Below are 24581 nucleotides of genomic sequence, written 5' to 3'. Positions count from 1 at the left end.
CTCCTCTCTATTTTTAATTGCCTTTACTTACATATCCTTCCTTACCCTGAGTTATGCTGAATAAACCTAAACCGGGTTATCTAATCAGCGAAGGGAAAATTACACAGGCAGTTGTTAGTACAATCGTCCAGAATGCTAAACCAGCTAATATCCAATGCAATAAATAAATCTTACCGACCCCGATGGTTCGATAGAAAAAAACACCTAGGTGAGAGCTTAACACCATTGGAATGATGATTGCTGCACCAAAAACACCAAACCTTTTAAAGGTTTTTTCGATGAGCGCATTTCGTTTTTGGGAACCGTGCTTTTTCTCTGGATAAGTTGAATTTACAGAATGAAAAGATATACGACCTTCAAATAAGGAGTACAGCAATAGGAAACTAATGATGCCGGTCGCATTGCCTAAAAAGCATACGATTGCAACAACCGTAGGGTCGAATTTATATAGGAACAGACCCAAAGGAATCGTAATAAAAATCTCAACAAAAGGAATGGAGCTTAACAAAAACAAAGTCATGTAATGTAGAAATTCCAAGGCCGAGCCTCCCTCCGAAAGTTTGTCCTTTAAAACTGTATTGGAATCTCAGCATAAATATGATTAGAATCGCTTCAATTACATGGGCAAAAAAAAGATCCAGATGCTCAATAACAAGATACGAAGGGGCAAAAATTTTAAAAATGCTCAAAAAGGGAAGGCTTGGTGCTCAAAAAGTAAATGAATACGTTCAAAAAAGTTCAATATGCGCAAAAATATAAACAAAGTGCTCAAAAATCAAAACGAATATCAAAAACCACTTTTGCTTTTGTACATAAGTGGGTAGCTGTTAAATAAGGGCGGTGATGAGCAATGAGTAAGTGGCGCAAAGCTGATCTTTTAATTCGAACGTTATTTGTTGTTCCGCTTATTTTATTAATGTTATATTTTTCGTTGTTTCGTATAGATGTGATTAACCCAGTTTACATCTCAGCATGTGGCTTAGCCGTTATGATGTTGGCTTTAGGAGTAAACTCTTGGAGATTTGATAAACGAAAAGATGCAAAAATTAACTTTGTTTGCGGAGGCGTTTTGTTAGTATTTATTCTTTGGTTTCAATTTTAATAAGGATAGTGAGGCGGAATGAGCACATGGCGTAAAGTTGATATCTTTATTAGGCTTGGTTTTGTAGTTGTTTTAGTCATAGTGGCCGCTCTTGCACTAAGTAATGAGATGAATACAGTATACCTCTTGAACCTCTTTTTCATTTGTTTGGCAAGTTCCTTTATCATTTCTGGTGTAATTGCCTTTCTGTTTAAAGAAAAAAAGCAGGCTGGGTAAATAGTATTTGCGGTCTGATTATGTTCGCAGGTATCATCTGGTTTTACTAAATTTTAATCACAATCTGTTCTATGCTAAAATTAGGAAGAATCCGATAAATACTAAGCAAAGAAGGGGATATTATGTCTCATCAAGACCTTCAACATAAAGTGGGCTGGAATTTTGATAATAGCTATGAGAAGCTACCAAAGGATTTTTACAGCCTGTTTGAACCAAATATTGTGAAGTCACCTGAACTTGTATTATTAAATGAATCTCTTGCAGCAAAACTTGGGCTTAATTCTGCACGTTTACGTGAACAAAACGAAGTAAATATACTGGCTGGAAACAACATTCCTGAAGGCGGGCATGCACTCGCACAGGCTTATGCAGGGCATCAGTTTGGTAATTTTACAATGCTTGGAGATGGACGTGCACTGTTAGTAGGAGAACAGATCACTCCAGATCAAAAGCGCTTTGATATTCAGCTCAAAGGCTCTGGACGTACGGCTTTTTCAAGAGGTGGAGACGGTCGAGCTGCACTTGGTCCAATGTTACGTGAATATATTATTAGTGAATCGATGCATAGTCTAGGTATTCCGACAACAAGAAGCCTCGCAGTGGTGACAACAGGAGAGCTAGTTCTACGTGAGATTGGTTTACCAGGAGCGATTATGACTAGAGTTGCATCAAGTCATCTTCGTGTTGGCACATTCCAATATGCTGCCGCAAAAGGAAATACCGAAGAACTAAAAAAGCTGCGGATTATGCGATCAACCGTCACTATCCAGAAGCTGCATCCACTGAAAACCCGTATCTCACTTTTTATCAACTAGTGCTCAAGAGACAGGCCGAGCTTATCGCAGAATGGCAGCTAGTAGGTTTTATCCATGGCGTGATGAACACCGATAACATGGCAATAAGTGGCGAAACGATTGACTACGGACCATGTGCCTTTATGAATACGTATAATCCAGAAACTGTATTCAGCTCGATTGATGTCCAAGCACGATATGCATATGGTAACCAACCCTATATCGCAAACTGGAATCTTGCTCGCTTTGCCGAAACACTTGTCCCACTTATTCATCAGGATAAGGATGAAGCCATCAAACTTGTACAAGATGAGTTAGCGACCTTCAAAACCATTTATCTGAATAGCTGGTATGGTGGCATGAGTAAAAAGCTTGGACTTTTTACAATAGAAGAACAAGATCAAGAGCTAATTGATAACTTGTTTAGCATCATGAAATCAACTGAAGCTGACTTTACCAATACATTCAGAGCTCTTACACTTGCAGATCTTTCCGAAGAACCCGCACTAAGCTGCTCAAAAGAATTCTCAGATTGGCACGATCAATGGAAGGCAAGACTCACACGTCAATCACAATCAACAGAGGAAGTACATCAACTGATGAAAACCCACAACCCAGCGATCATTCCCCGTAACCATCGTGTGGAAGAAGCGCTCGATGCAGCAGTTGAGGAAGGGGATTACAGCGTCTTGCAGCAATTACTTCAAGTGATGCAGGATCCTTATGCTTACAGCACTGAGCAAGAAGCGTATAAGCACGGACCAGGAGATGAAGGCAAAGATTATCGGACGTTTTGTGGGACATGAAATGACTGTAAAAAACGAAGAAGAAACTCATAAGGAGATCAATCGATGCCAAAAAACAAATTATTAAGAATGGACAATATCGGCATCGTTGTAGAATCGCTTGATGAGGCAATCTCGTTCTTCGAGGAAGTTGGCTTGAACCTCGAAGGACGAGCCACTGTCGAAGGTGATTGGGCTGGTCGTGTTACCGGATTGGAATCTCAACAAGTAGAAATTGCAATGATGGTTACCCCAGATGGCCACAGCCGAATTGAACTTTCGCGATTTCTAAACCCACCAACGATTTCAGATCACCGGACTGCCCCCGTAAACGCCCTCGGTTATCTACGCGCCATGTTCACTGTTGAAGACATTAACGAAATGGTATCCAGACTCACTAAAAACGGTGCCGAACTCGTTGGAGAAGTAGTTCAGTACCAGGACTCATATCGACTCTGCTACATTCGTGGGCCAGAAGGAATTTTGATTGGGTTGGCGGAGGAATTGGGGAATGAATAAAAAGCTTTCTGAAATAAAAATTGATGATTAAGAGAGAAGAGTGCTTTCTCTCTTTTTTGTACATTGACCACCAATAGTACTGGGTAATTATGCTAAAATAAATGAAATATCAACTACAGAATAAAAAAACGATTAGAAACGGAGTAAGTTACTTTGAAAAACCTAACCTACACTCACAAAACTTTCACTATTAGCACAGATAAACAGTATCTAGATATTGATGCCATTCACAACTTCCTAACCAAAGATTCTTACTGGTGGGCAGAGGATACGCCTAAGGAGCTTGTGATAGCTGCAATAGATAACTCGATTCTTTGTTATGGTGTGTATGATCAAGATCCAACGAATAATGAGGCGAAGCTAGTTGGATTCGCGCGTGTTATTTCTGATCTTGTGCGTTTTTCTTGGTTATGTGATGTGTTTATCTTGCCTGATTATCGGGGGCGAGGGTTAAGTAAGTGGTTGCTTGAGGTTATAACAGAGCATCCACAGTTAAGTGGAACTCGATTTAATCTCGGCACAAATGATGCTCACACATTGTATGAACAGTACGGGTTTTCTGCACTAAAAGAGCCAGAACGAAGAATGGAAAGACCGATTGATTGGGGTAAGATTTATAAGGGGTATTCTTTAGAGCTGAATGAGGAGTGATTTGATGTCTTCGTTTATACACCTTACTATTTAACCAATATCAGATTAGATATTGGTTTTTTGCTGTTTCTAATACCCAGGTCGGGTATAATGGGAACTACTAGGAGGCTGATAAAATGAAAACGTACCACGTAGGTATTCTTCTTTTTGATGGTGTTGATGCATTAGATTTTGTTGGTCCTTATGAAGTGTTTAATATGACAACGTTTCATAAAAAGGATGTTAAGGAGCTATTGACGAATTACTTAGATAATAAACCGTTTAAAGTGTATACGGTCTCTCAAGAGGGTAAGCCGATTAAAGCTAATCACGGGTTAATGATTACACCTGATTATTGTTTTCAAAAGGCTCCCATCTTTGATCTGATCTTGGTTCCTGGAGGGACATTAAAAACGATTCAAACGGTTCTTAAAATCAAAGAAGTGGTAGAGTGGGTTGCTCGAAATAATGATGCAATGATAGCTTCTGTGTGCACAGGAGCTATCATTTTAGCAGAGTCTGGTTTGCTAAAAGGAAAAAGAGCTACAACCAATCGTGCTGCGTTAGGTATATTGACTAGAGCTTATCCTTATACAGAAGTTGTAAAGGACGTAAAATATGTTGATGAAGGCAAGGTTATCACTTCTGCAGGCGTTTCATCAGGGATAAATATGGCTCTTTATATTGTTCAAAAACTAGTAGGAGAAGAAGCATCAAAGAGAACAGCCGAAACAATTGAATATTTAATAGAAGAATACTAAAACCAATGTCGAACTTGATATTGGTTTTTAGTATTCGGTCAATTTAAATGAAATTAAAAACTTTTACAATACGTGTTGGATATATTATAGTTATTATAGACTCGTTATATCTTTAATAGGGGGTTATAATTATGAACCAAAGACTTGAAAGAAAAATTAATAACTTAGAAAACATTGAAAGGGTAAAGGCTAATGAAGTATGTACATACTTATCGCTTAATCGAGAAGATCGTGTATTAGATGTAGGAGCCGGAACGGGTTATATGTCACTTGCTATTGCCGAGCGCGTGAAGTCAGTGGTTGCTTTTGATTTTGACTCAGATGTTCTTCACTATCTTGAAAAGGTTGCCAATCAAAAAAATATCAAGAACATAGAAACAAGAGTAGGTGACTTCAAAGATATTCCGTTAGAGAGTGAGAGTTTTGATAAAGCAGTAGCTTCAATTTCATTACACGAGGTTCAACCTCTCCCTACAGCATTAAGTGAAATCTATAAGGTACTAAAAAACAATGGTTTATTTGTTTGTATTGAACTAGAACATGTAGAAGGAATCCAAGCACCTAGAGTGAAATCTATAGAGATGAAAACTGAAATGATAAAAGCAGGCTTCACAATAAAAGAGATGTTTTTTCCTGAGAAGAAGATAGCAAATCAACCAGTATATATAATTGTAGGTGAGAAATAAGGTGAAAGGTACGGTACGTGCAGGTCAGAATGATTTTCGTTCTAACTGTCTAACCAATATGGAGTCAGTACCAAGCAGAATCTTCGACACTTGCTAGATTACGAGTGTAAAATACGTGTAATCATAAAATATGGGAGGAACGTATGGCTAATTTATTTTCACCATTCACAATTAAAGGAATCACGTTGCGAAATCGAATTGGGGTATCCCCAATGTGTCAATATAGTGCAGTAGATGGCATACCTAATGACTGGCATTTGGTTCACTTAGGTTCTCGTGCAGTAGGTGGCGCGGGTCTTGTGATTGCTGAAGCAAGTGCGGTTGTTCCAGAAGGCCGAATTTCTCCTGAGGATCTTGGCATATATACGGATGAACATACGCAGGCATTTAAACCTATTACTCGATTTATTAAAGATCAAGGCGCTGTGCCTGGCATCCAACTAGCCCATGCTGGGCGTAAAGCATCATCTTATGCACCATGGAAGCAGCCTGATCATGGGGTAGATGTATCAGATCAAGAAGGTGGCTTGGATGTTGTTGGTCCTAGTGCAATCGGTTTTTCTGAAGCATATCGTACACCGAAAGAGCTACCTATTGAAGACATTCATGAGGTACAGGAGGCATTCCGGCAGGCGACAATTCGTAGCTTAGAGGCAGGCTTTGAATGGATGGAATTTCATGCAGCTCATGGGTACTTGGCTCATAGCTTTTATTCGCCGTTAAGTAATACTCGCACAGATGAGTATGGTGGTAGTTTTGAAAATCGAATTCGTTTTGTGCTTGGAAACGGTTCGTGTTATGCGTAAGGAGTGGCCAGAGAATCTACCATTTACTGTACGTATCTCAAGCACGGATTGGGCAGAAGGTGGATGGACGATAGAAGATTCTGTTGAGCTTTCTAAGCGATTGAAGGATGAGGGCGTTGATTTAATTGACTGCAGCTCTGGTGGAAACACACCGAATCCATCCATTGATGTTGGGCCTGGTTATCAGGTTCAGTTTGCAGAGAGAATTCGTCGTGAAGCAGGAATTGCTACGGCAGCGGTAGGGCTAATTACTGAAGGCATGCAGGCAGATGATCATATTCGTAATGGACGCGCAGATATCATCCTGTTAGCTCGTGAATTACTGCGCGATCCTTATTGGCCACTACGTGCCGCACAAGCTATCCATCAAACAGATCACCTGGATACACCACCGCAGTACGAGCGAGGCTGGTAAGGCAAGGAATGAATAACAAAGTGGACATGTAGCATGTTCACTTTGTTATTTTTTTTGGAAGGATGAAAAGACTAAAAACCAAAATCCCATCGTAACAATTGAACTTATAAACACACCTATTAAGTAGATACCTGTGCCGCTTTCGCGAGGGAAAAATTTACTTGAATAATAACTGACGGCAACTGCAACGCAGAATAAAAGGAAAAATCTAATGAAATTTAACGCTTTGTTTCGTTTTTTATGTTGTTTTAATTGAGCTGTTTTAACTCTTGATGGAAGATCGCTTTGCGTCTCCCCATGATTCACTTCATAATAGCTGTTAACTTTCCATACACCCCAGTCTTTTTGTTTCCAAATATATATTACTATAGAAGTCATGTACTTGCTATAGAGTGGTGAGGTAGGGAAGTGGTAAGATGAACTATAGTTGAAAAAAACGATATTGTAGACAGGGGATTTTTATGAATAAAGTATTAGTAATGGGTGGAACGGAATTTATAAGTCGGGCTATTTTATTGGAACTTATCAAAAAAGGATATGAAGTAGACTTTGTCACAAGAGGGCAAAGAGAGATCGATTTTGACGGTTACCACAAGCATCTTATTGCAGATCGAAAAAACAAAGAGCAAATGAAAGCAATCTTTAAAAATAAGAATTATGACTACATATTTGATGTATCTGCTTATACAAAAGAAGATGTTGAGATTCTGGTGGATTCTCTAGATACTAGCTCATTAAAGAGATATATCTTTGTGAGTTCTGGCGCTGTTTATAAACCAACTACCGAGCTCATGAAGGAATCTGATGAGAGAGGTAGAAACGAGAACTGGAAAGAGTATGGCTTTAATAAAAAGCTGGCTGAAGATTATCTTATGAATCTATATAAAGAGACAGCATTTCCGTATGTGACTTTTAGACCTTCCTATATCTATGGTGAAGGAAATAACTTAAAGCGGGAATCCTTTCTTTTTAGTAGAGCTGTAAAATCTCTGCCCATTGTGATCCCAGTTTCAGGTGAGGCAAAGGTACAATTTATTCATATTAAAGATGTTGTACAGATTTTACTTGAATCAATGGATAACAAATTAGTTGTGGGTGAAGCATTTAACTTAACGGACGCAGAACAGGTGGATTGGCTAACCCTTGTTCAAACAATAAATGAAGTGGCAGGGACAAAAGTACCTGTTAGTGGAATAACTGAAAAAGGGATGTCTGAATTGAATGTCACGGTAGGAGAGTTTTTTCCTTTTAGAGACATAACGTATGTAATGGACAACAGTAAACTTCTTGAATATGGTTTGCCATTACCGAAGATTCTTTTAAAAGAGGGTTTGGAAAAAGCATATAAATGGTGTGAAGAGAGTGGCATATTTGATCAATATGAAGAAAGCGAGACGTATAAAAAAGTCTTAGCGTTTTCTCAAGAGATTAGTAGTAAATAAAGTCGGAACGATGGTGAAGGTGCAATAGATGATGGGGAAGTTAATGTTAAGTCTAGGTTTCATTGTGTTTGTTATTCATGTAGGCTATCTCATTTATTTTTGGCCAACGCTCCCAGCAGAAATAGCTATCCAATATAATCATCTCAACGAAGCAACACAGTGGGGGAGTAAGGCATTATTACTTCTTATGCCTGGAGGAGCGATTGTTCTCTGGTTAGTTATTCATTTAATTACTCGAAAACCAGAGAATCTTAATTATATAAATTTAACAGAAGCAAACAAACACTTGATGTATGAAAAAGGTAGAACATTAAGTATTGTGCTGAAGAATTGTTCATTTATGATGTTGATTTTAGCGAATCAGGCGTTTCTTCTAGCAGCATTAAATCAAAGTACTGTAATGGCATTAACCTTGGCAGGGGCGATGCTTACTGTAACTTTGATATATCCTGTGTATGTTTTATTTTGGTCAATTTTATTGAAGGCGGAGGATTGAAGGGCTTAGATGCGGGGCAAGAGCGAGTGTAACAAGTCAAAGCGGGGAAGTAATAGGCCAAGAGGCTGTCTAACGAGCCAAAGCGGGGACCTAACAGGCCAAGAGGAAGTCTAACAAGCCAAAGCGGGGAACTAACAGGCCAAGAACGAGTCTAACAAGCCAAATCGGAGATCTAACAAGCCAAGAACAAGTCTAACGAGCCAAAATGAAAACTAAAAGGCCAAGGATCGACCTAACGAGCCAAAGTAGGGAACTAACAGGCCAAGAGCCATCCTAATAAGCCAAAGCGGAGAACTAGCAGGCCAAGAAACCACCTAACGAGCCAAAGCAGGGAATTAAAAGGCCAAGGATCGACCTAACGAGCCAAAACAAAGATCTAACAGGCCAAGGATCCACCTAACAGGCCAAAACCAAAACCTAACAAGCACCACGTGCGCATCATACCCGCAAAAAAACGCATCTCTCACACAGCTCGTGTGCTAGATGCGTTTTTTTAATAATTTAGTGTGACGGTCATGACTTCGGAGCGGCTGCCGATGCGTAGGGCGGGTCCCCAGAATCCGAAACCTGATGTTGTAAAGGAGTGGAGTTGGTCTTTTTGTAAGTGTCCCCAGTCGTTTTCATACAGTGCGCTAGTAATGAGGTTGGCTTGGAAAACTTGCCCGCGGTGTGTGTGTCCTGAGATGATGAGGTCGACTCCACTTTGCTGGGCTTCAGTAATTTCTCTTGGTTGGTGATCAAGCATGATCACCGGTAAATTGTTGTCGGCTTGGTCCATTAACTGTTCAATTGATTGTCTGTCTTTGTCTGTGTAGTCGTTTCGTCCGATGATGGTAAGTTGATCGTTAACGGTTTCGATTTCATCCATTAAAAAGTTAAATCCGATCTCCTTGAATTCATCGCGTAATAAATAGAGATCTCCTCCATAATAATCATGGTTGCCTGGCACGGCGTAGACGCCAAGTGGAGCATCTAATTGACTCATTGTGTCCGATAAATTATTTGCGAAATAAGGAGAGATGCTATTATCAATAATATCTCCTGAGAGCAACACTAAATCTGGTTCCTCTTGTTGTACCACCTCTACAAATCGTTGTAAGTGACGTTCACCAATTACTTCGCCTAGGTGTAAATCCGCTGCAATTAGAAGCTTAATCTGCTCACCTTGCATTTCTTTATCAGGGTTATTTATTTCGATTGAATAGTCTCGTACAGTTGGAGTCCAAGCATTATAAGAGCCATAAATTAAAACAAAGGCAAAAAAAGCTAGGGTGACATAACCACTTCGTATTTTCCACTTCACATTTCTCTTTGAGATAAAGTATACTAGATTTATAATTGGAAGTATTATACAACAGTATCCGAAGATGACCAACCAATAGCCACCAACTAATTGGAGGATTCTAGACGACAAAAACATGGAGAGGATGTATGCGGAAGATAAAAGTAGGATAACAAGAATATATGTTTTTTTCCATTTTAGAGCTAGTGCAGCCTTTCCCCATTTCCAACCATTGTAACCTATGTAAAACGAGATTACTGCATAAATTGTTAAAAAAATCACTAAACCAAATGTTGTATTCATGACAATTCTCCTGACATTAATAAATCTACGCTCATTTCTACTATTATAACGAACAATTCTTATTGAAGATACGCAGAACTAAAAAAATCCATACATTTGAGGTACTAGATGAAAGAGAATCGATTTCTGTTTGATATGGGGCTTACCACAATTCTGACGAGTATATTGTTTTCACTTATAGCAGTCCTTATTTATCCTTATTTATCAAAGGGACACTTACCTTTAGGTATGGAGTTTAATTTAACGATGATTTGGTTTTTTCTTTTTTCTTATTTGCCATTAGTCATGATTATTGGCCCTCTTCATTATCTTTCTCTTACATTAGGAGAATGGGCTTGGCCTGTTATTTTAATAATGGTTGCAACAATTGTTGGTAGATTTATTCCATTTGATTTGAGTTTAGTTGAAATGGTTTCTCCTTTTTTCTTGGTAACGCCATTATTCTGTTTACTCTCTAAAATTCTTAGATATTATGTTGTTCGTTTTAATGGCTAGCAAAAATATCCCAACCTCCTTTCTATAAAAGAAATCATAATTCAGTATGAGAACGGGTAATTGATTCCTATAAAGGAGTGGATCTAGATGAACGACCTTTATCAAAATATTGAAGAACTTAAACGAGATAATGAGATAGGAAGAGATTATCAAATTCGCTATCAAACTAAGCAGTCTACTATTCTGTTCAAAGCGATTCATGGAGGCGGCATTGAACCTGGAACGAGTGAACTGGCTGAATATTCTGCTGCTGATCGTGATTCTTTTTATTGTTTCGAAGGCATTCGTTCTTCTGGGAATGCTAATTTGCATATAACTTCAGTACATTTTGATGAGCCACAGTGTTTAGACTTGGTAGCGGCGTCTTCTTATACAATCTCTTATCATGGCTATTCAGGTGGGTCTGAGATGAACACGATCGTAGGAGGACTCGACTATAAGCTTCGTGCAGCTATTGCCGAAGAGCTCTTAGCTGCTGGATTCCAAGCGGAAGAGGCTATTGCTGCTCACCAGATAGGTGGATCTCATCCAGAAAATATTGTGAATAAAAATCAAAGAGGAAAAGGTGTGCAGCTAGAGATAAGCTACCAACAAAGGCTATTGTTGTTTGAGCGCTTCACGGCACCTGGAAGGCGCGAAACAAAAAATGAGCTGTTCTCAAAGTATGTAGCTGCCGTTTTGCGAGCAGTAGATCGCTTTGTGTAAAGATGTGATAGTTTGTGGTCATACCTTTTCAAGTAAAGAATTTTATATTAGCCTAAATGTAAACGAGAACAATACTAGACGTTATTGTTCTCGTTTTTTGGGGTATAGCTTTAAAAAAGATGTAAGCGAAATCAAATGGAAGGGAGGACCTATATTTGAAAGCAGCTGTTTTGATGGCACCTCGCTCGATTAAATTGAATGAGAGAGACAAGCCTATAATTGGACCTGAAGACGTACTTATTAAGGTGAAAGCAGTTGGGATATGCGGATCAGATCTTCATTATTATGAACATGGCAGGATTGGAGATCGAGTTGTTCGTAAGCCACTTGTGCAGGGACATGAGTGTGCTGGTATGGTTGTACAAGTAGGCGAAAACGTTAAAAATCTTAAACCAAACGACCGAGTAGTTATCGAGCCTGGTCTTCCTTGTGGATTGTGTCCCACATGTAAAAAAGGAACGTATAATTTGTGTAATGACGTGTTATTTCTTTCTACCCCACCTAATGATGGTGTGTTAAAGGAATACCTTGCTCATCCTGCTCACTTTACATATAAAATACCTGATCACGTATCAAATGAAGTGGCAACGCTTGCAGAACCATTATCAGTTGGGATCTACGCTGCTCAAAAATTACAGCTAGCACCAAATAGTCACGTCGTTATCATGGGAATCGGGCCAGTTGGATTATGTATGATTCTAGCAGCAAAGTGGTTTGGAGCTAAAACGATTTCGGTTACAGACGTTGAACCTTTTCGTTTGGAAATTGCTAAGCAAATAGGATCAACTCATGGAATCCAAATTAGGGAGGATCAAGCGGTTCACTCGTTAGATTATCATGCTGAAATGCTCGGAGGCTATGACTGTGTGATAGATACGACAGGAAAAGATGAAGCGCTAGAGTGGGCTGTAAGGCTTTTGAAGCGTGGGGGAAAGATAGGTGGAATTGGGTTTCCAGGCAAAGTCTAGTTCAGCTATGCCTTTATTAAAAATGATTCAAAAAGAAGTCAGTTACCTACCCATTTATCGATATCGAAACACATTTGAACAGGCTATAGAGTTATTAAGTCAAGATCAAGATTCAGCTAGTAAACTATTAACTGATTTTTATGCAATGAGTGAAGTGCAAGAAGCATTTCACCATGCTTTGAGTCAAAAGGATAAGAGTATCAAAGTGATTGTATATCCAGAAAGATAGAAATAATTTTGGGTGTTAAAAGGGAGTGGAGGAAATGCCTTTAATCATTACGGCATTAGGAGTAGCATTATTACTATTATTGATCATGAAATTAAAAATCAATACGTTTCTTTCGTTGGCTATTGTATCGTTTTTACTCGCAGTGGCATTAGGAATTCCGTTAACTGAGATCGTTGCCGCGATTGAAACGGGTATGGGAGGTACGCTTGGTAGTGTCGGACTGATTTTTGGTTTCGGAGCTATTTTGGGTAAATTAATTGCTGACGGTGGGGGAGCCCAACGTATTTCTGTTACGCTAATTGATATTTTTGGAGAGAAGAAGATTCAATGGGCTGTAGTTCTTACTGCCTTTATATTAGGGATTGCGTTATTTTTTGAAGTGGGACTTGTTCTCTTAATTCCAATTGTGTATCAAATCGCAAAACAGGTGAATGTCTCCTTTCTATATTTAGGATTACCGATGGCAACGGCTTTATCAGTAACACATGCCTTTTTGCCACCACATCCAGGACCAACTGTAATTGCCGGGGAATACGGTGCCGACATTGGGATGGTTCTTGTATACGGATTCATTATTTCAATTCCGACCGTTATCATCGCAGGACCTTTATTTACAAAATATGCACGGAAGCTCGTTCCTGAGGCATTTGAGAAAATTAATACAAGTGCAATGGCATCAATTGGTGATGCAGAGCAGATGCTAATTGAAGAAACACCAGGATTTTTTAAAAGTGCACTAACAGCATTGTTCCCAGTCCTATTAATGGGAATCGCAACGATTACAAATCTACTGCAGGAAACAACCGGTGTATCCGGTAATGCAGCGTTTGATTTTATGGCCTTTATTGGTCAACCGACAACCACTATGTTTATCTCATTGTTAGTAGCCTTGTATACGATGGGTATTTCACAAAAACGGACAATGTCTCAACTGATGAAGTCTGCAGAAACGTCTGTGAAAGCAATCAGTATGATTCTATTAATTTTAGGGATTAGTGGTTCTTTAAAAGAAGTGCTTATTGTTGGTGGCGTAGGGGATTACGTTGCGCAGATTTTTGAAGGAAGCTCTCTTTCACCACTGTTCTTAGCTTGGTTAATAGCTGCTTTAATGAGAGTAGCTCAAGGCTCGGCAACAGTAGCAGCCCTTACTACGGCAGGCCTTGTAATTCCGCTTATGGGTGGATCAGATGTCAATCTCGCGCTAATGGTGCTTGCAACTGGAGCAGGTAGTGTCATTGCCTCTCATGTGAATGACACAGGATTCTGGATTGTCAAAGAGTCATTTGGATTAACCGTCAAAGAAACGTTTTATACTTGGACGGCACTTGAAACGATTATATCTGTTTGTGGATTAGTGTTTGTACTGCTTTTGAGTGTTTTTGTTTAAAAATAAAAAGAGGTAGAGTGCTTAATGAATGGGCACTCTATTTTTCTATTCAGTTTTCAAAAAAAAACAACCCATTTCCAGTTCTTAGTGATTGTCAGCATGAAAATTTTACCGGTATAATAGATATAGGGAGGTGGTTGTTTGAGAACAGCAATTTCAGCTGCTGAAGTTGGGGCAAGATGTGCAGAATGGTATAAATTGATGATTGCTAGAGATATAGAGAAATCGACTGTAATAAAGCAAGAAATTTCAATGCTACTATCGGACATGGAGCAGAGTGACAAGGTTTTGGCCTATTATTCATTGCTTGAGTTTAGACATCAGTTGCTGTTACAAGAATCAGTAAATCACGTTGAAGGTCCTCCAGTCGTGATAATGGATCAAACCGACCCCTTTTTAGAGTTTCTTTATTATTTTATGAACGGTCAAAATGAATTTCACAAAAGTAGATTTAAAGCTGCGATTAGACTTTATGTTAGAGCTGAAAACTTACTTGAGCATGTAACGGATGATTATGAACGTGCGGAGTTTTATCAACGTATTGCAGAAGGGTATTATCACATTAATCAATACACATTTGCTGTTTCTTATTTGGAACTGGCGTTAAATATCTTTAAAATGGACGAGTCCTATCGCGAGAAAGTCTTGTATGCTGAACTTGTTTTAGCGGCAATTGATACGGAAATTAATCGATTTGATGAAGCTGAAACTAGGTATCAACGCATTCGGAGAGAGTCCGTAGATATTCCGTTTGCTCATGCATTAATCCTTAGAGGAATCGGTTTAAATAGACTACGACAAAACTTACAAGAAGAAGCAAAAGAATATATGGAGTTGGCGCTTGCGATTCCAGAACATAAAAGCTCTGTCATCGCATTAAAAACAAAAGCAGATCTGTCTTTTATCAAGCTGAGACTTGGAGAGCCTGGGGCACTGTCGTTGCTAGTTGAGGCTGAACAGTTAGCTGTTGAACGTGGCAACATTGAATATCAGGCTAGATGCTTAATTTGCAGGCATCTTCATGTGAATCCTGACCAATTGAAAGTGGATCAAGGCATTCAAATGCTAAAAGATGATGAACTGTATTTTGATACAGCAGAGGTCTGCGAAGAAATTTCAAATTTTTATGAAAAAGAAGGAAATTACAAACTTGCGTTGAATTATATGAAAATAGCTCGTGAAATGAATGTTCTTCAATTTACTTTGGGGAGTGATTAGCAATAAGAAAATCGATGATCACACTAAGTGTGGCCATTGTGTTAATCAGTATTTCATCAGGATTCTCTCATCAAACACAGGCTGCGGTAGGCAAACCAGTTATTGAATACACCACAACAGGGAAAGTCGACACAGGTAGAGGGAAACCATAAAAAGAAGAACGAGCTAAAGAGTATGTAGACGTCCCAGTGTGGACGCCTTTTTTTATTGTTCTATCTTTGTTGATCTATTTTCTCAAGTTCAATCTGCTCTCTAGCCCTCCTATAATTAATGATAAGGCGCCAAGTAACTAAGATAATGAATAGCGCGGAAATGATGATTTTGACTGGAAGAGGCCAATTGCCACCGGGAATCACAAACATAAGAACAATAAACAAAAGGACAAAAGGTACAAAAATCAGACTGCGGTAGTATCGTTCTTTAGGCTGAAGGGTCATTAAGGCGTTTGCTTGATCACGTTTGAACATACTACATTCTCCTTCCTTTTTAACCATAAGCTACCATACCCTGATTTAGAAGGCTTTACACATGATTCCGGTGTGACCGCGCTCGATTGATGTGCTAAAATAGAAATAAATGTTCGCATAAGAGAGGTTAGACTTTTGATAGATTATGTTAAAGGAACGCTTGAAACCATTGATACTCAATATGTAGTGGTAGACCATCACGGGTTAGGATATCAGATATTCTGTCCAAATCCGTATATTTACCAGCATGAGGTACATAAGGATATTCAAATCTTTACGCATCATTATGTGAGAGAAGATCAAATCCGATTATTTGGTTTTCCAACACGTAAGGATCGAGCTTTATTTGAAAAGCTGTTAAATGTCTCAGGGATTGGACCAAAAGGTGCGCTTGCTATTTGTGCATCTGGGCAGCCTGAACACGTGGTGGCGGCAATTGAACAAGAGGATGAAGCACTATTGACTCGTTTTCCTGGAGTCGGTAAAAAAACAGCGCGACAAATTATTTTGGATCTGAAGGGTAAACTGACTGATTTTGCAGGGGAAGGCGTACTATCAGCAGAACCAACTTTATTTGCTCCTTATGAAGAGCCGAAAACGGACGCATTAGAAGAGGCATTTGAAGCTTTACGTGCACTTGGCTATGTAGAAAAGGAATTAAAGAAAGTTCGTCCAAAACTTGAAGAAGAGACGCTTGAGATTGATGGCTACATTAAGAAGGCGCTTCAGCTTCTGCTTAAGCGTTAAGGAAAGGCGGTTATCACATGGAAGAGCGTTTGGTTTCAGCAGAGAGCCAGCCAATGGAGGATTCAATTGAAAGTGGGATTCGCCCGTTAAGTTTTACACAATATATTGGGCAAGAAAAGGTGAAACGTAATTTAGAAGTGTATATTCAAGCTGCTAAGATGCGCGAAGAAAGCCTTGATCATGTCTTGTTACATGGTCCTCCAGGTCTCGGAAAAACAACGTTGTCGGCAATTATTGCCTCGGAAATGGGTGTGCAAATGCGGACTACGTCGGGACCGGCTATTGAGCGACCTGGTGATTTGGCTGCAATTCTGACTGCGTTGGAGCCAGGAGATGTCCTATTTATTGATGAAATACATCGTTTAAATCGCTCGGTTGAAGAGGTATTGTATCCAGCGATGGAGGATTTTTGCTTAGATATAGTCATTGGTCAGGGGCCAACAGCGCGATCCGTTCGTTTGGATTTACCTCCATTTACATTGGTTGGCGCTACAACGAGAGCTGGAATGATCTCAGCACCACTCCGTGATCGATTTGGTGTGGTAGAGCGTTTGGAGTACTACAATGAGCAAGAGCTTGCAGACATCATAAGACGCACAGCAGATATTTTTGTAACAGAGCTTGAAGAGGGTGCAGCGGAAGAGTTGTCTAGACGAGCAAGAGGCACACCACGTATTGCAAACCGATTGTTAAAACGTGTTCGTGACTTTGCGCAGGTAGAGGGTGAAGGGGTCATCACATATAAGTTAGCAGCAGGTGCTTTAGAAAGATTGCAGGTAGATCGACTTGGTCTTGATCATATTGATGACAAGCTATTACGAGGAATGATCGAAAAATTCCGTGGTGGTCCTGTTGGGTTGGATACGATTGCGGCGACTATTGGCGAGGAATCAGAGACAATCGAGGACTTATATGAGCCGTATCTCTTACAAATCGGTTTTATACAGCGTACTCCAAGAGGACGTGTAGTGACACACGCTTGTTATGAACACTTTAAACTAGAGGTGCCAGAATCATGAGCGATATTCCAAAGCTGCTGATTATCGGCGGATTGGTCTTGATTGTAGTTGGTTTGTTATGGCATTTTGGCGGCAGATTTTTGCCAATTGGACGCTTGCCCGGAGATATTGTGATTAAACGAGAAAATATGACGTTTTATTTTCCGTTGATGACTTCGATTATTGTAAGTGTGGTACTCAGTTTGCTTCTCTTATTATTTCGACGCTGAGTGCTTGATTTGAAGGGATAAGTCCGTTATTCTTATGAAGGACTTACGTATGACAACAAAAAAAGGTGACGTATAGATATGAACGTAGAAGATTTTGATTTTGACCTACCAGAAAAATTAATTGCGCAGACGCCGCTTCTTGATCGAACGGCGTCTCGTTTGCTTGTGCTAGATAAGCAAACGGGAGAAACAGAAGATCGATTTTTTTCCTCGATTGAAGATGAGCTAAGTGCTGGAGATTGTTTGGTCATTAATGACACTCGTGTGATGCCTGCGAGATTACACGGTGAAAAGCAGGATACGGGAGCCGCAATTGAGCTTTTACTTTTGAAACAAATAGAAGGTGACCGCTTGGGAGACTTTAGCTAAACCAGCTAAGCGTGTGAAGGTTGGCACGGTGGTTGAATTTGGTGGCGGTTTGTTAAAAGCAACATGTGTAGCGGAAGGCGAGCAAGGTGGGCGCGACTTTGAAATGAGTTATAGCGGTATTTTTCATGAAGTGCTTGATCAGTTAGGTGAAATGCCCCTGCCTCCTTATATTAAGGAGACACTTGATGACCGTGAACGCTATCAAACGGTTTATTCCAAACATGTTGGCTCCGCTGCAGCGCCAACGGCCGGGTTGCATTTTACTGAGGAATTGCTCACTCGTTTAAAAGAGAAGGGTGTACAAATCGCACCAATCACGCTTCATGTTGGGTTAGGTACATTCCGTCCTGTGAGTGTTGATACAATTGAAACACACCAGATGCATTCAGAATTTTATCAAATGAGTGCTGAAACAGCAGCGATCCTGCAAGAAACTCGTGAGCGTCATGGGCGAATCGTTGCAGTTGGAACAACCTCTGCGCGTACGCTTGAAACGATTGCTACGGCTCAAGAGACATTTACAGAGGCATCAGGCTGGACAGATATTTTCATCTATCCAGGTTACACATTCAAAGCCGTTGATGCTTTAATTACAAATTTTCATTTACCCAAGTCAACCCTTGTGATGCTAGTAAGTGCGTTAGGTGGACGAGAAGCCATTTTACGCGCGTATGCACATGCGGTACAAGAGAATTATCGCTTTTTCAGCTTTGGCGATGCTATGCTGATTAAGTAACAAGAAAGGGATATGAGTATGTCTGCTATTAGGTATGAACACATCAAAACATGTAAGCAATCAGGAGCTAGACTTGGCCGAGTCCATACACCACACGGGACATTTGAGACACCAATGTTTATGCCCGTTGGAACGTTGGCTACGGTCAAAACGATGAGTCCTGAAGATCTTCATCGTATGGATGCTCAAATTATTTTAAGTAATACGTATCATTTATGGCTTCGTCCTGGACATGAGATTATTCGTGAAGCAGGTGGCCTACACAAGTTTATGAACTGGGATCGTCCGATTTTAACAGATTCTGGCGGCTTTCAGGTATTTAGTTTGAGTAATTTGCGTAAGATTACAGAAGAAGGCGTAGAATTCCGCAATCATCTTAATGGAGCAAAGCTTTTTCTAAAGCCTGAAGGTGCAATGGAAATTCAAAATGCACTCGGTTCAGATATTATGATGGCTTTTGATGAATGCCCTCCATTCCAAGCTGAGCATGACTACATGAAAAAATCCGTAGAACGCACAAGTCGTTGGGCAGAGCGGTGCTTAGAAGCTCACGCTCGTCCGCAGGATCAAGGCCTCTTCGGTATTGTTCAAGGTGGAGAGTACGAAGATTTACGTAAGCAAAGTGCTCGTGACCTTGTTTCATTAGACTTTCCAGGTTATGCAATTGGCGGTTTATCCGTGGGAGAACCTAAAGATGTGATGAATAGAGCATTAGAATTCACAACGCCACTCCTGCCATTTGATAAGCCACGTTATTTAATGGGAGTTGGTTCTCCAGATTCACTTATTGATGGTGCTATAAGGGGAATTGATATGTTTGACTGCGTGTTGCCTACAAGAATTGCTAGAAATGGGACATGTATGACAAGTAATGGACGTCTTGTCGTGCGTAATGCTAAGTATGCGCGCGATTTTGGACCACTTGATGAGAATTGTGACTGCCATGTATGTCAGAATTATTCAAGGGCTTACATCCGCCACCTAATCAAATGTGAAGAAACGTTCGGATTTAGACTTACTACTTATCATAATCTACATTTCCTGTTAAACTTAATGGTGGACGTTCGCCAGGCAATTATGGAGGACAGGTTGCTCGACTTTAAAGAAGAATTTTTTGAGCAGTATGGTTTCAATAAGGCGAATGCTAAAAACTTCTAATTGTAAATTTGTGAAACAGATGATAGCCATATCGACTTTTGATGAGAGCGATGCAAGCTGACAATCTGGTACACCAGAAAGGGGGAATTATAAATGGAACTAGCACCACTACTATCCATAGTTCTGATGATTGTTGTCTTCTATTTCTTTTTAATTAGACCACAACAAAAACGTCAGAAACAAGTACGTGAAATGCATAGCTCATTGCAACGTGGAGATAAGATTGTGACAATCGGAGGGCTTCACGGTACGATTGATGCGATTGATGAGGATACGGTTATTCTTCTAGTGAATGACAACCGTAAGCTTACATTTGACCGCGCTTCAGTTCGTGATATCGTTAGAGACTAGTAATAAGAAAAAGCACAAACCGGATAAGATCTGGTTTGTGCTTTTTTCTAGTTATGATTTCATGAGGTTAACCCCGATCATCCCACCAACTGCGCCTGTGAGTAGATAGCCGCCATGTAGCATAAACTGAGAACTTGTGAAGGCAACATCATAACCTAACGTTGAGATTAAATAAGCAACAAGGCTAAATAGAATGGCGGTTAAACCTCCTGCTAGCCAGCCCTTTGTTTTTGCCTTCGCTCCTGATACAAATCCACCAATGAACAAGCAGAAAAAAGCTAAAAATGTGATTAACCATTTTATTGAGTGTTCCGTATAGCTTGTCAGACTTAAAAAGCTTGCTAACAACAAACTGGCCAAGATTGCTCCTGCCATAATGACAACTAACCCACTAAAAACCGCCGGAATAAATGGACGATCATTCATTTGAGAGCCTCCCTTTGCTACATAGCCTATTGGTACAACTATATTCAGGCTTGACCAAGCTTAGAATGATTTTATGTAAAATATGTTTTTGGAAGATGCTTCATCACATGCTTTTAAGTAAAGTGGGGGACATTAGGAGCAAGAGGAGGCGGATTATGATGATTCATGAACTAGCAAGAGCTATTGCTATATTTGGCACACTTAGCTTATTTCAACTGATTGCAAGTCGAAACCATAAAACACCCCCTGTTAGTCCTCAGCTTCACTGTATTCATTTTAATGTCCGGCCCACTCTTAAATACACAGCAAAATAGTATCCTGATTATCCTACTAAGCCTCATCAGCATACTTTTTATATATATGATCAAACGAATACGAAAGCAAACGACTGTAGAATTAAAAGAAACCGTAACTCCTGAACCAATGCCTTTACCAGTTATCATGGATGGTGAAATTCAATATTCACAGCTAGAGCAACTGAAACAAAATGAATTTTGGTTACGTAGGCAAATTAAAGACCTCGGTTACAGAGACATCAAACGGATCTCTTATTGCAGTGTACGTGGGGATCAGTTGTACTATATAGATGAAATGGACAAGAAATAGGTATATGCAGGAGGAGATGTGCGTATACCATTAAGCTATAAGTCCCATATGCTACTCATGAACGCTGATAATGAGGAGGGGAAATATGGGATCATCACTATACCAACAATGCTGCAACTATAAAGGCAGATACGTTAACATTCAGCATAAGAATGGTCAAAGCTATTACGGACGAGTAGTAGAAGTAGATGACAGACACGTTTATGTAGACATGGGACGTAACGGTAACGGTGGACGTGGTTACGGATATGGAGGCGGATATGGCTACTACGGTGGTTACGGATCCAACACTGTCGTACCATTTGCAGTTTTAAGGTGCAATCGCAGGCCTTGCGCTAGCAGGTGCTTTTTTCTTCTGGTAAAGAGTAGGTTTAAAATGCCGTGAGAGCTGAGCTCTTGCGGTTTTTTTGTGCTTTGTTAAGGGAGAAGAGGATATGGGATGGTGTAGGTGCGGTTTTTGTAGGTGCCGGTAAAAGAAGGACAGTTAGATGACAAAAGGGAGTGAGCAAGCTGTGGAGATTCTATTTTTAAAAAATGTCGTAAGCTACGATTTGTGATTGTGGGCTCTATTAAAAGAAAATAATCCTCTAAGCTTTGGAAGTGAGCATTCTTTGAAGTTTTACCGCACGTATCACATATCCAGACTTTCCTTGTGTACGTTGCATGCTAAGTTGCAGGCATGATGGACAATTGACACCGATTTCTGTTCAGTTGGCTTCTAAAATGGCATCCTTTGGATAAGATTTTGTCTTCAACATACGTATCTACATCTTTCCATACAGGTTAAGACAAGTCGTTTAATTCCCCCTTGGTATTTTTGAGGTACTCTTTCACTATACTTGATTATTTGATTGACAAAAAGGAGGCACTTACTTTGTCTGAGCAAATACCTATTACTATAAATGATACGCAAGTTATAGCGAAGCAATGTTGGGAAGATGAAAAAGGGCACGCAAAAATCATTGGCGTTATTTTTGATGTGACACACGAACAATACCATGACATTGCCGTGTTGCTGTACAAAAATGATTTTCTTATTACCTTTCCTTCAAAAAAACTGTCATTTCAAGCGACAATTCACACGTACTCAACGTCTATAACCAATTTATATCACGAGGGTGAGGTTGGAGAATTCAAGGTGGAGTTTATTGAGAAATTGTAATCCAAAAGCCAACCTCAAAAAGCCACTCAGAAACGATTTCTGAGTGGCTTTTTTCTAACGTTTACTCTGTTATTATTTCCTCTTCTACTAAAAGGTCAGTATTGTTAATAGAACCGAATGCTGAGAAGGCTCCTGCTTTATAAATGAGCTCAGATATACTAGTGTTTTCTATTTTTAGATAGCCGCTATCATATTTTAGTACATGAAGGATGACACGGATACTTAGACCGTGTGAAACGATGTATACATCCTTATGACCGTTCTTTGCAGCGTCATCTACGATGGCTTGAAGGGAATCAAGTAACCTTTTTGTATAGGTATCCCAATCTTCGGCCTCTGGATCAAGTAATGAAACAGTTTGGCATATTTCATCAATGCCAGCGTCAGAACGTGTGATGCCATCCTTGTCGTATCTCTGAACTATTTTTTCTCTCACTTCATTCCATAAAACAGGGTTAGGTCCACCTTCATAGGTTCCAAAATACATTTCTCGGAGTCCTTTTACTGTTTTTAAGGAAAGGTCTGTCTTTTCGCTATGTTCGCGAATCAATGTTGCCGTTTCAATTGCACGACCGCTGTCACTTGAATAGATGGCGTCGATACTTCTTGCCTTTAATCCGCGCCCTAGACGAGCGGCTACCGTACGCCCTTTTACAGTTAGTGGCGTATCAGACCATCCTTGTACCTTATCTTGAAAGTTGAAAATGGTTTGACCATGACGAATGAGGTGTAGTTTAATATCATTTGATGTGTCGATCGGAAGCGCCTCCTAATTCTTCTTAACAAAATCTCTCTCTTTTAAAGCATACACCTCTACTTACCTCTCTGCAATTTTCAAATCATCTTTGTGCAATAGAGTCTTCTTGGTCACCTTTTTTCGCAATGAAGTAAAAACAACCAAGCGCAATTAAGCAAGTGCTAAATAAAATCAATCCCATTGGAACAGCTGATGCTTCTGCTAATCCAACAAGCGGTGCCACCATTGCCCCAATTAAAAGTGGAAACAGTCCTAACAGTGCACTCGCACTTCCTGCTCGGTGAGCTTGCTTCTTAATACCCAACGTATAAGATGTTGTTAGGATCATCCCCATACTCGTCATGTAGATGAAAATAGGTATAACAATGAGAGCAAGTGGAGCCTCTAATATTGTCATAACTAATAGAAACGCGGTTGCGGCGGTTGCAAGAATGACACCACTTCTTAAAAACGCCTGCTCTGAAATCCTACCTACAAATCTCCCTACAAGCCACGTCCCCCCGATAATAGCGAGTCCATTTATCCCAAACAGTATACTAAAAGCTTGTGGTGATACTCCATAAATGCCTTGGTATACAAATGGTGTTCCCGATACATAAGCAAAGCTACCACCATGAGCAAACCCTAGTGTTAAGGCATAACCAATAAAGGATTTATCTCTAAATAGTTCACCAAAGGTTTTTAACGTAAAGGGGAGTGAGCTTGGTGTTCGACGCTCAGGTGGATGACTCTCCTTTAACTTCCACATCACCATACCAACAATAGCAAGTCCTACAATTGATAAGAAGTAAAAAATTGTACTCCAATTGGTAAAAGGTAACCACAGAATTGCTCCTCCTACAATTGGTGCAGCAAGCGGAGCTACGGCATTAATCACCATAAGCAGTGCAAAGAATTTTGTCAGTTCCGCTCCACTAAATACATCCCTCACGATCGCTCGTGATACAACAACACCTCCTGCAGCTGTTAGTCCTTGGAGGAAGCGTCCTATTATAAGCCACGTAATATTTGGGGCAAGTGCACAGAGTAAAGAGGCTAGTGCAAATAGCAACACTGATATGATTAAAGGTTTTAACCTACCTTTTGCGTCACTAATAGGTCCAACCACTACTTGTCCCACAGCAAGACCAAACAAACAAGCCGTTAAACTCAACTGCACTAGGGATTCTCGTGCACCCAGATCCTCCGCTATGTCTGGAAAACTAGGTAAATACATGTCAATATTAAGCGGGCCTAGTACAGCAAGCATACTAAGTAAAAAAGCTAAAGCAATTCGTTCTTTCCCTGTTGGGTTTTGTACCATATCTCTTACTCTCCTTCAAACCACGTTCTCTC

The 24581-nt window shown here is 40.0% G+C and carries 30 protein-coding genes and 3 pseudogenes; 27 read left to right on the top strand and 6 right to left on the bottom strand.

The window, feature by feature from the left end; genetic code table 11:
* Nucleotides 1-76: 76 nt before the first annotated feature.
* Nucleotides 77-538 carry a hypothetical protein gene (locus NDM98_RS14815; protein ID WP_251609409.1) on the bottom strand — a complete coding sequence of 154 codons (462 nt, stop codon included), beginning with the start codon at nucleotides 536-538 and terminating at the stop codon, nucleotides 77-79.
* Nucleotides 539-850: 312 nt separating this feature from the next.
* Here NDM98_RS14815 and NDM98_RS14810 point away from each other — a divergent pair, with 312 nt between their 5' ends.
* The 10 genes and pseudogenes from NDM98_RS14810 (at nucleotide 851) to NDM98_RS14765 (ending at nucleotide 8652) form a co-directional block, all read left to right on the top strand.
* Nucleotides 851-1102 (top strand): hypothetical protein, encoded by a 252-nt coding sequence (locus tag NDM98_RS14810; protein WP_251609406.1) that lies wholly within the window; start codon nucleotides 851-853, stop codon nucleotides 1100-1102.
* A gap of 18 nt (nucleotides 1103-1120) precedes the next feature.
* Complete coding sequence (locus NDM98_RS14805; protein ID WP_251609403.1) at nucleotides 1121-1318, top strand: hypothetical protein; 198 nt, start codon at nucleotides 1121-1123, stop codon at nucleotides 1316-1318.
* A gap of 122 nt (nucleotides 1319-1440) precedes the next feature.
* A pseudogene (locus tag NDM98_RS14800) lies at nucleotides 1441-2918 on the top strand (protein adenylyltransferase SelO).
* Between the two features lie 45 nt (nucleotides 2919-2963).
* Nucleotides 2964-3416, top strand: coding sequence for a VOC family protein (locus tag NDM98_RS14795; RefSeq protein ID WP_251609400.1), 453 nt, complete (start codon nucleotides 2964-2966; stop codon nucleotides 3414-3416).
* 153 nt (nucleotides 3417-3569) lie between these two features.
* Nucleotides 3570-4067: a GNAT family N-acetyltransferase gene (locus NDM98_RS14790; RefSeq protein WP_251609390.1), complete on the top strand. Its 498-nt coding sequence runs from the start codon at nucleotides 3570-3572 to the stop codon at nucleotides 4065-4067.
* 116 nt (nucleotides 4068-4183) lie between these two features.
* Nucleotides 4184-4807 (top strand): DJ-1/PfpI family protein, encoded by a 624-nt coding sequence (locus tag NDM98_RS14785; RefSeq protein WP_251609388.1) that lies wholly within the window; start codon nucleotides 4184-4186, stop codon nucleotides 4805-4807.
* Between the two features lie 131 nt (nucleotides 4808-4938).
* Nucleotides 4939-5493 carry a class I SAM-dependent methyltransferase gene (locus tag NDM98_RS14780; protein ID WP_251609386.1) on the top strand — a complete coding sequence of 185 codons (555 nt, stop codon included), beginning with the start codon at nucleotides 4939-4941 and terminating at the stop codon, nucleotides 5491-5493.
* A gap of 143 nt (nucleotides 5494-5636) precedes the next feature.
* A pseudogene (locus NDM98_RS14775) lies at nucleotides 5637-6714 on the top strand (NADH:flavin oxidoreductase/NADH oxidase).
* A 461-nt stretch (nucleotides 6715-7175) separates the two neighbouring features.
* Nucleotides 7176-8156, top strand: coding sequence for an NAD-dependent epimerase/dehydratase family protein (locus NDM98_RS14770; RefSeq protein ID WP_251609384.1), 981 nt, complete (start codon nucleotides 7176-7178; stop codon nucleotides 8154-8156).
* A 28-nt stretch (nucleotides 8157-8184) separates the two neighbouring features.
* Nucleotides 8185-8652, top strand: a complete 468-nt coding sequence (locus NDM98_RS14765; protein ID WP_251609381.1) for a DUF1648 domain-containing protein — start codon at nucleotides 8185-8187, stop codon at nucleotides 8650-8652.
* Nucleotides 8653-9145: 493 nt separating this feature from the next.
* On the opposite strand, the gene NDM98_RS14760 is transcribed toward NDM98_RS14765, so the two are convergent.
* Nucleotides 9146-10237: a metallophosphoesterase gene (locus NDM98_RS14760; RefSeq protein WP_251609378.1), complete on the bottom strand. Its 1092-nt coding sequence runs from the start codon at nucleotides 10235-10237 to the stop codon at nucleotides 9146-9148.
* 108 nt (nucleotides 10238-10345) lie between these two features.
* On the opposite strand from NDM98_RS14760, the gene NDM98_RS14755 reads away from it, so the two are divergent.
* The 7 genes from NDM98_RS14755 (at nucleotide 10346) to NDM98_RS14725 (ending at nucleotide 15391) form a co-directional block, all read left to right on the top strand.
* Entirely contained in the window at nucleotides 10346-10732 is a 387-nt protein-coding gene (locus tag NDM98_RS14755; protein WP_251609376.1) for a hypothetical protein, read from the top strand.
* 87 nt (nucleotides 10733-10819) lie between these two features.
* Nucleotides 10820-11437: a poly-gamma-glutamate hydrolase family protein gene (locus tag NDM98_RS14750; protein WP_251609374.1), complete on the top strand. Its 618-nt coding sequence runs from the start codon at nucleotides 10820-10822 to the stop codon at nucleotides 11435-11437.
* 155 nt (nucleotides 11438-11592) lie between these two features.
* Nucleotides 11593-12405, top strand: coding sequence for an alcohol dehydrogenase catalytic domain-containing protein (locus NDM98_RS14745; RefSeq protein ID WP_251609372.1), 813 nt, complete (start codon nucleotides 11593-11595; stop codon nucleotides 12403-12405).
* The gene (locus NDM98_RS14740) at nucleotides 12377-12634 is read left to right on the top strand and encodes an MDR/zinc-dependent alcohol dehydrogenase-like family protein (RefSeq protein ID WP_251609370.1); all 258 of its coding nucleotides are present in this window, start codon (nucleotides 12377-12379) and stop codon (nucleotides 12632-12634) included. Before NDM98_RS14745 ends, NDM98_RS14740 begins: the two co-directional genes overlap by 29 nt.
* Before the next feature lie 34 nt (nucleotides 12635-12668).
* Nucleotides 12669-14021 carry a gluconate:H+ symporter gene (locus NDM98_RS14735; protein WP_251609330.1) on the top strand — a complete coding sequence of 451 codons (1353 nt, stop codon included), beginning with the start codon at nucleotides 12669-12671 and terminating at the stop codon, nucleotides 14019-14021.
* A gap of 141 nt (nucleotides 14022-14162) precedes the next feature.
* Nucleotides 14163-15239 (top strand): response regulator aspartate phosphatase, encoded by a 1077-nt coding sequence (locus NDM98_RS14730; protein WP_251609329.1) that lies wholly within the window; start codon nucleotides 14163-14165, stop codon nucleotides 15237-15239.
* Between the two features lie 14 nt (nucleotides 15240-15253).
* The gene (locus tag NDM98_RS14725; RefSeq protein ID WP_251609328.1) at nucleotides 15254-15391 is read left to right on the top strand and encodes a hypothetical protein; all 138 of its coding nucleotides are present in this window, start codon (nucleotides 15254-15256) and stop codon (nucleotides 15389-15391) included.
* 60 nt (nucleotides 15392-15451) lie between these two features.
* On the opposite strand, the gene NDM98_RS14720 is transcribed toward NDM98_RS14725, so the two are convergent.
* Nucleotides 15452-15706, bottom strand: coding sequence for a hypothetical protein (locus NDM98_RS14720; protein ID WP_251609326.1), 255 nt, complete (start codon nucleotides 15704-15706; stop codon nucleotides 15452-15454).
* A 135-nt stretch (nucleotides 15707-15841) separates the two neighbouring features.
* Here NDM98_RS14720 and ruvA point away from each other — a divergent pair, with 135 nt between their 5' ends.
* From ruvA to yajC, 6 genes and pseudogenes are all read left to right on the top strand, one after another.
* Complete coding sequence (ruvA, locus tag NDM98_RS14715) at nucleotides 15842-16453, top strand: Holliday junction branch migration protein RuvA (RefSeq protein WP_251609324.1); 612 nt, start codon at nucleotides 15842-15844, stop codon at nucleotides 16451-16453.
* 17 nt (nucleotides 16454-16470) lie between these two features.
* Nucleotides 16471-17472, top strand: coding sequence for a Holliday junction branch migration DNA helicase RuvB (gene ruvB, locus NDM98_RS14710; protein ID WP_251609322.1), 1002 nt, complete (start codon nucleotides 16471-16473; stop codon nucleotides 17470-17472).
* Nucleotides 17469-17681, top strand: coding sequence for a DUF2905 domain-containing protein (locus NDM98_RS14705; protein WP_251609320.1), 213 nt, complete (start codon nucleotides 17469-17471; stop codon nucleotides 17679-17681). The genes ruvB and NDM98_RS14705 overlap by 4 nt, the downstream gene beginning before the upstream one ends.
* A gap of 78 nt (nucleotides 17682-17759) precedes the next feature.
* Nucleotides 17760-18786 (top strand): annotated as a pseudogene (gene queA, locus NDM98_RS14700) (tRNA preQ1(34) S-adenosylmethionine ribosyltransferase-isomerase QueA).
* Nucleotides 18787-18804: 18 nt separating this feature from the next.
* Nucleotides 18805-19944, top strand: coding sequence for a tRNA guanosine(34) transglycosylase Tgt (tgt, locus tag NDM98_RS14695; protein ID WP_251609187.1), 1140 nt, complete (start codon nucleotides 18805-18807; stop codon nucleotides 19942-19944).
* 93 nt (nucleotides 19945-20037) lie between these two features.
* Entirely contained in the window at nucleotides 20038-20295 is a 258-nt protein-coding gene (gene yajC, locus NDM98_RS14690) for a preprotein translocase subunit YajC (RefSeq protein ID WP_251609189.1), read from the top strand.
* A 51-nt stretch (nucleotides 20296-20346) separates the two neighbouring features.
* On the opposite strand, the gene NDM98_RS14685 is transcribed toward yajC, so the two are convergent.
* The gene (locus tag NDM98_RS14685) at nucleotides 20347-20721 is read right to left on the bottom strand and encodes a TIGR04086 family membrane protein (protein ID WP_251609191.1); all 375 of its coding nucleotides are present in this window, start codon (nucleotides 20719-20721) and stop codon (nucleotides 20347-20349) included.
* 155 nt (nucleotides 20722-20876) lie between these two features.
* On the opposite strand from NDM98_RS14685, the gene NDM98_RS14680 reads away from it, so the two are divergent.
* The 4 genes from NDM98_RS14680 to NDM98_RS14665 all read left to right on the top strand — a co-directional run bounded on the left by NDM98_RS14680 (nucleotide 20877) and on the right by NDM98_RS14665 (nucleotide 22489).
* A complete protein-coding gene (locus NDM98_RS14680; RefSeq protein WP_251609318.1) occupies nucleotides 20877-21035 on the top strand; it encodes a hypothetical protein in 159 nt (52 codons plus the stop codon).
* Between the two features lie 46 nt (nucleotides 21036-21081).
* Entirely contained in the window at nucleotides 21082-21327 is a 246-nt protein-coding gene (locus NDM98_RS14675; protein ID WP_251609316.1) for a YetF domain-containing protein, read from the top strand.
* Between the two features lie 85 nt (nucleotides 21328-21412).
* Nucleotides 21413-21712 carry a peptidylprolyl isomerase gene (locus NDM98_RS14670; protein ID WP_251609314.1) on the top strand — a complete coding sequence of 100 codons (300 nt, stop codon included), beginning with the start codon at nucleotides 21413-21415 and terminating at the stop codon, nucleotides 21710-21712.
* Nucleotides 21713-22201: 489 nt separating this feature from the next.
* Nucleotides 22202-22489 (top strand): DUF3219 family protein, encoded by a 288-nt coding sequence (locus NDM98_RS14665; RefSeq protein WP_251609311.1) that lies wholly within the window; start codon nucleotides 22202-22204, stop codon nucleotides 22487-22489.
* A gap of 61 nt (nucleotides 22490-22550) precedes the next feature.
* Here the strand turns inward: NDM98_RS14665 and NDM98_RS14660 are convergent, their stop codons facing one another.
* Nucleotides 22551-23213, bottom strand: a complete 663-nt coding sequence (locus NDM98_RS14660) for a histidine phosphatase family protein (protein WP_308807760.1) — start codon at nucleotides 23211-23213, stop codon at nucleotides 22551-22553.
* Between the two features lie 115 nt (nucleotides 23214-23328).
* A complete protein-coding gene (locus tag NDM98_RS14655; protein ID WP_251609308.1) occupies nucleotides 23329-24549 on the bottom strand; it encodes a Bcr/CflA family multidrug efflux MFS transporter in 1221 nt (406 codons plus the stop codon).
* Between the last annotated feature and the right edge of the window lie 32 nt (nucleotides 24550-24581).

This window comes from Alkalicoccobacillus plakortidis, from assembly GCF_023703085.1.
Lineage (GTDB): Bacteria > Bacillota > Bacilli > Bacillales > Bacillaceae_D > Alkalicoccobacillus > Alkalicoccobacillus plakortidis.
Note: the sequence above shows the minus strand (reverse complement) of the source record. Positions and strands in the feature narration are given on the sequence as shown.

Bases quoted from the DNA above. Each gene is read 5' to 3' on its own strand.
- NDM98_RS14810 (WP_251609406.1), top strand. From the start codon at position 851: ATGAGTAAGTGGCGCAAAGCTGATCTTTTAATTCGAACGTTATTTGTT.
- NDM98_RS14805 (WP_251609403.1), top strand. From the start codon at position 1,121: ATGAGCACATGGCGTAAAGTTGATATCTTTATTAGGCTTGGTTTTGTA.
- NDM98_RS14795 (WP_251609400.1), top strand. From the start codon at position 2,964: ATGCCAAAAAACAAATTATTAAGAATGGACAATATCGGCATCGTTGTA.
- NDM98_RS14785 (WP_251609388.1), top strand. From the start codon at position 4,184: ATGAAAACGTACCACGTAGGTATTCTTCTTTTTGATGGTGTTGATGCA.
- NDM98_RS14780 (WP_251609386.1), top strand. From the start codon at position 4,939: ATGAACCAAAGACTTGAAAGAAAAATTAATAACTTAGAAAACATTGAA.
- NDM98_RS14770 (WP_251609384.1), top strand. From the start codon at position 7,176: ATGAATAAAGTATTAGTAATGGGTGGAACGGAATTTATAAGTCGGGCT.
- NDM98_RS14765 (WP_251609381.1), top strand. From the start codon at position 8,185: ATGATGGGGAAGTTAATGTTAAGTCTAGGTTTCATTGTGTTTGTTATT.
- NDM98_RS14760 (WP_251609378.1), bottom strand. From the start codon at position 10,237: ATGAATACAACATTTGGTTTAGTGATTTTTTTAACAATTTATGCAGTA.
- NDM98_RS14755 (WP_251609376.1), top strand. From the start codon at position 10,346: ATGAAAGAGAATCGATTTCTGTTTGATATGGGGCTTACCACAATTCTG.
- NDM98_RS14750 (WP_251609374.1), top strand. From the start codon at position 10,820: ATGAACGACCTTTATCAAAATATTGAAGAACTTAAACGAGATAATGAG.
- NDM98_RS14735 (WP_251609330.1), top strand. From the start codon at position 12,669: ATGCCTTTAATCATTACGGCATTAGGAGTAGCATTATTACTATTATTG.
- NDM98_RS14725 (WP_251609328.1), top strand. From the start codon at position 15,254: ATGATCACACTAAGTGTGGCCATTGTGTTAATCAGTATTTCATCAGGA.
- NDM98_RS14720 (WP_251609326.1), bottom strand. From the start codon at position 15,706: ATGTTCAAACGTGATCAAGCAAACGCCTTAATGACCCTTCAGCCTAAA.
- ruvB (WP_251609322.1), top strand. From the start codon at position 16,471: ATGGAAGAGCGTTTGGTTTCAGCAGAGAGCCAGCCAATGGAGGATTCA.
- NDM98_RS14705 (WP_251609320.1), top strand. From the start codon at position 17,469: ATGAGCGATATTCCAAAGCTGCTGATTATCGGCGGATTGGTCTTGATT.
- tgt (WP_251609187.1), top strand. From the start codon at position 18,805: ATGTCTGCTATTAGGTATGAACACATCAAAACATGTAAGCAATCAGGA.
- yajC (WP_251609189.1), top strand. From the start codon at position 20,038: ATGGAACTAGCACCACTACTATCCATAGTTCTGATGATTGTTGTCTTC.
- NDM98_RS14685 (WP_251609191.1), bottom strand. From the start codon at position 20,721: ATGAATGATCGTCCATTTATTCCGGCGGTTTTTAGTGGGTTAGTTGTC.
- NDM98_RS14680 (WP_251609318.1), top strand. From the start codon at position 20,877: ATGATGATTCATGAACTAGCAAGAGCTATTGCTATATTTGGCACACTT.
- NDM98_RS14675 (WP_251609316.1), top strand. From the start codon at position 21,082: ATGATCAAACGAATACGAAAGCAAACGACTGTAGAATTAAAAGAAACC.
- NDM98_RS14670 (WP_251609314.1), top strand. From the start codon at position 21,413: ATGGGATCATCACTATACCAACAATGCTGCAACTATAAAGGCAGATAC.
- NDM98_RS14655 (WP_251609308.1), bottom strand. From the start codon at position 24,549: ATGGTACAAAACCCAACAGGGAAAGAACGAATTGCTTTAGCTTTTTTA.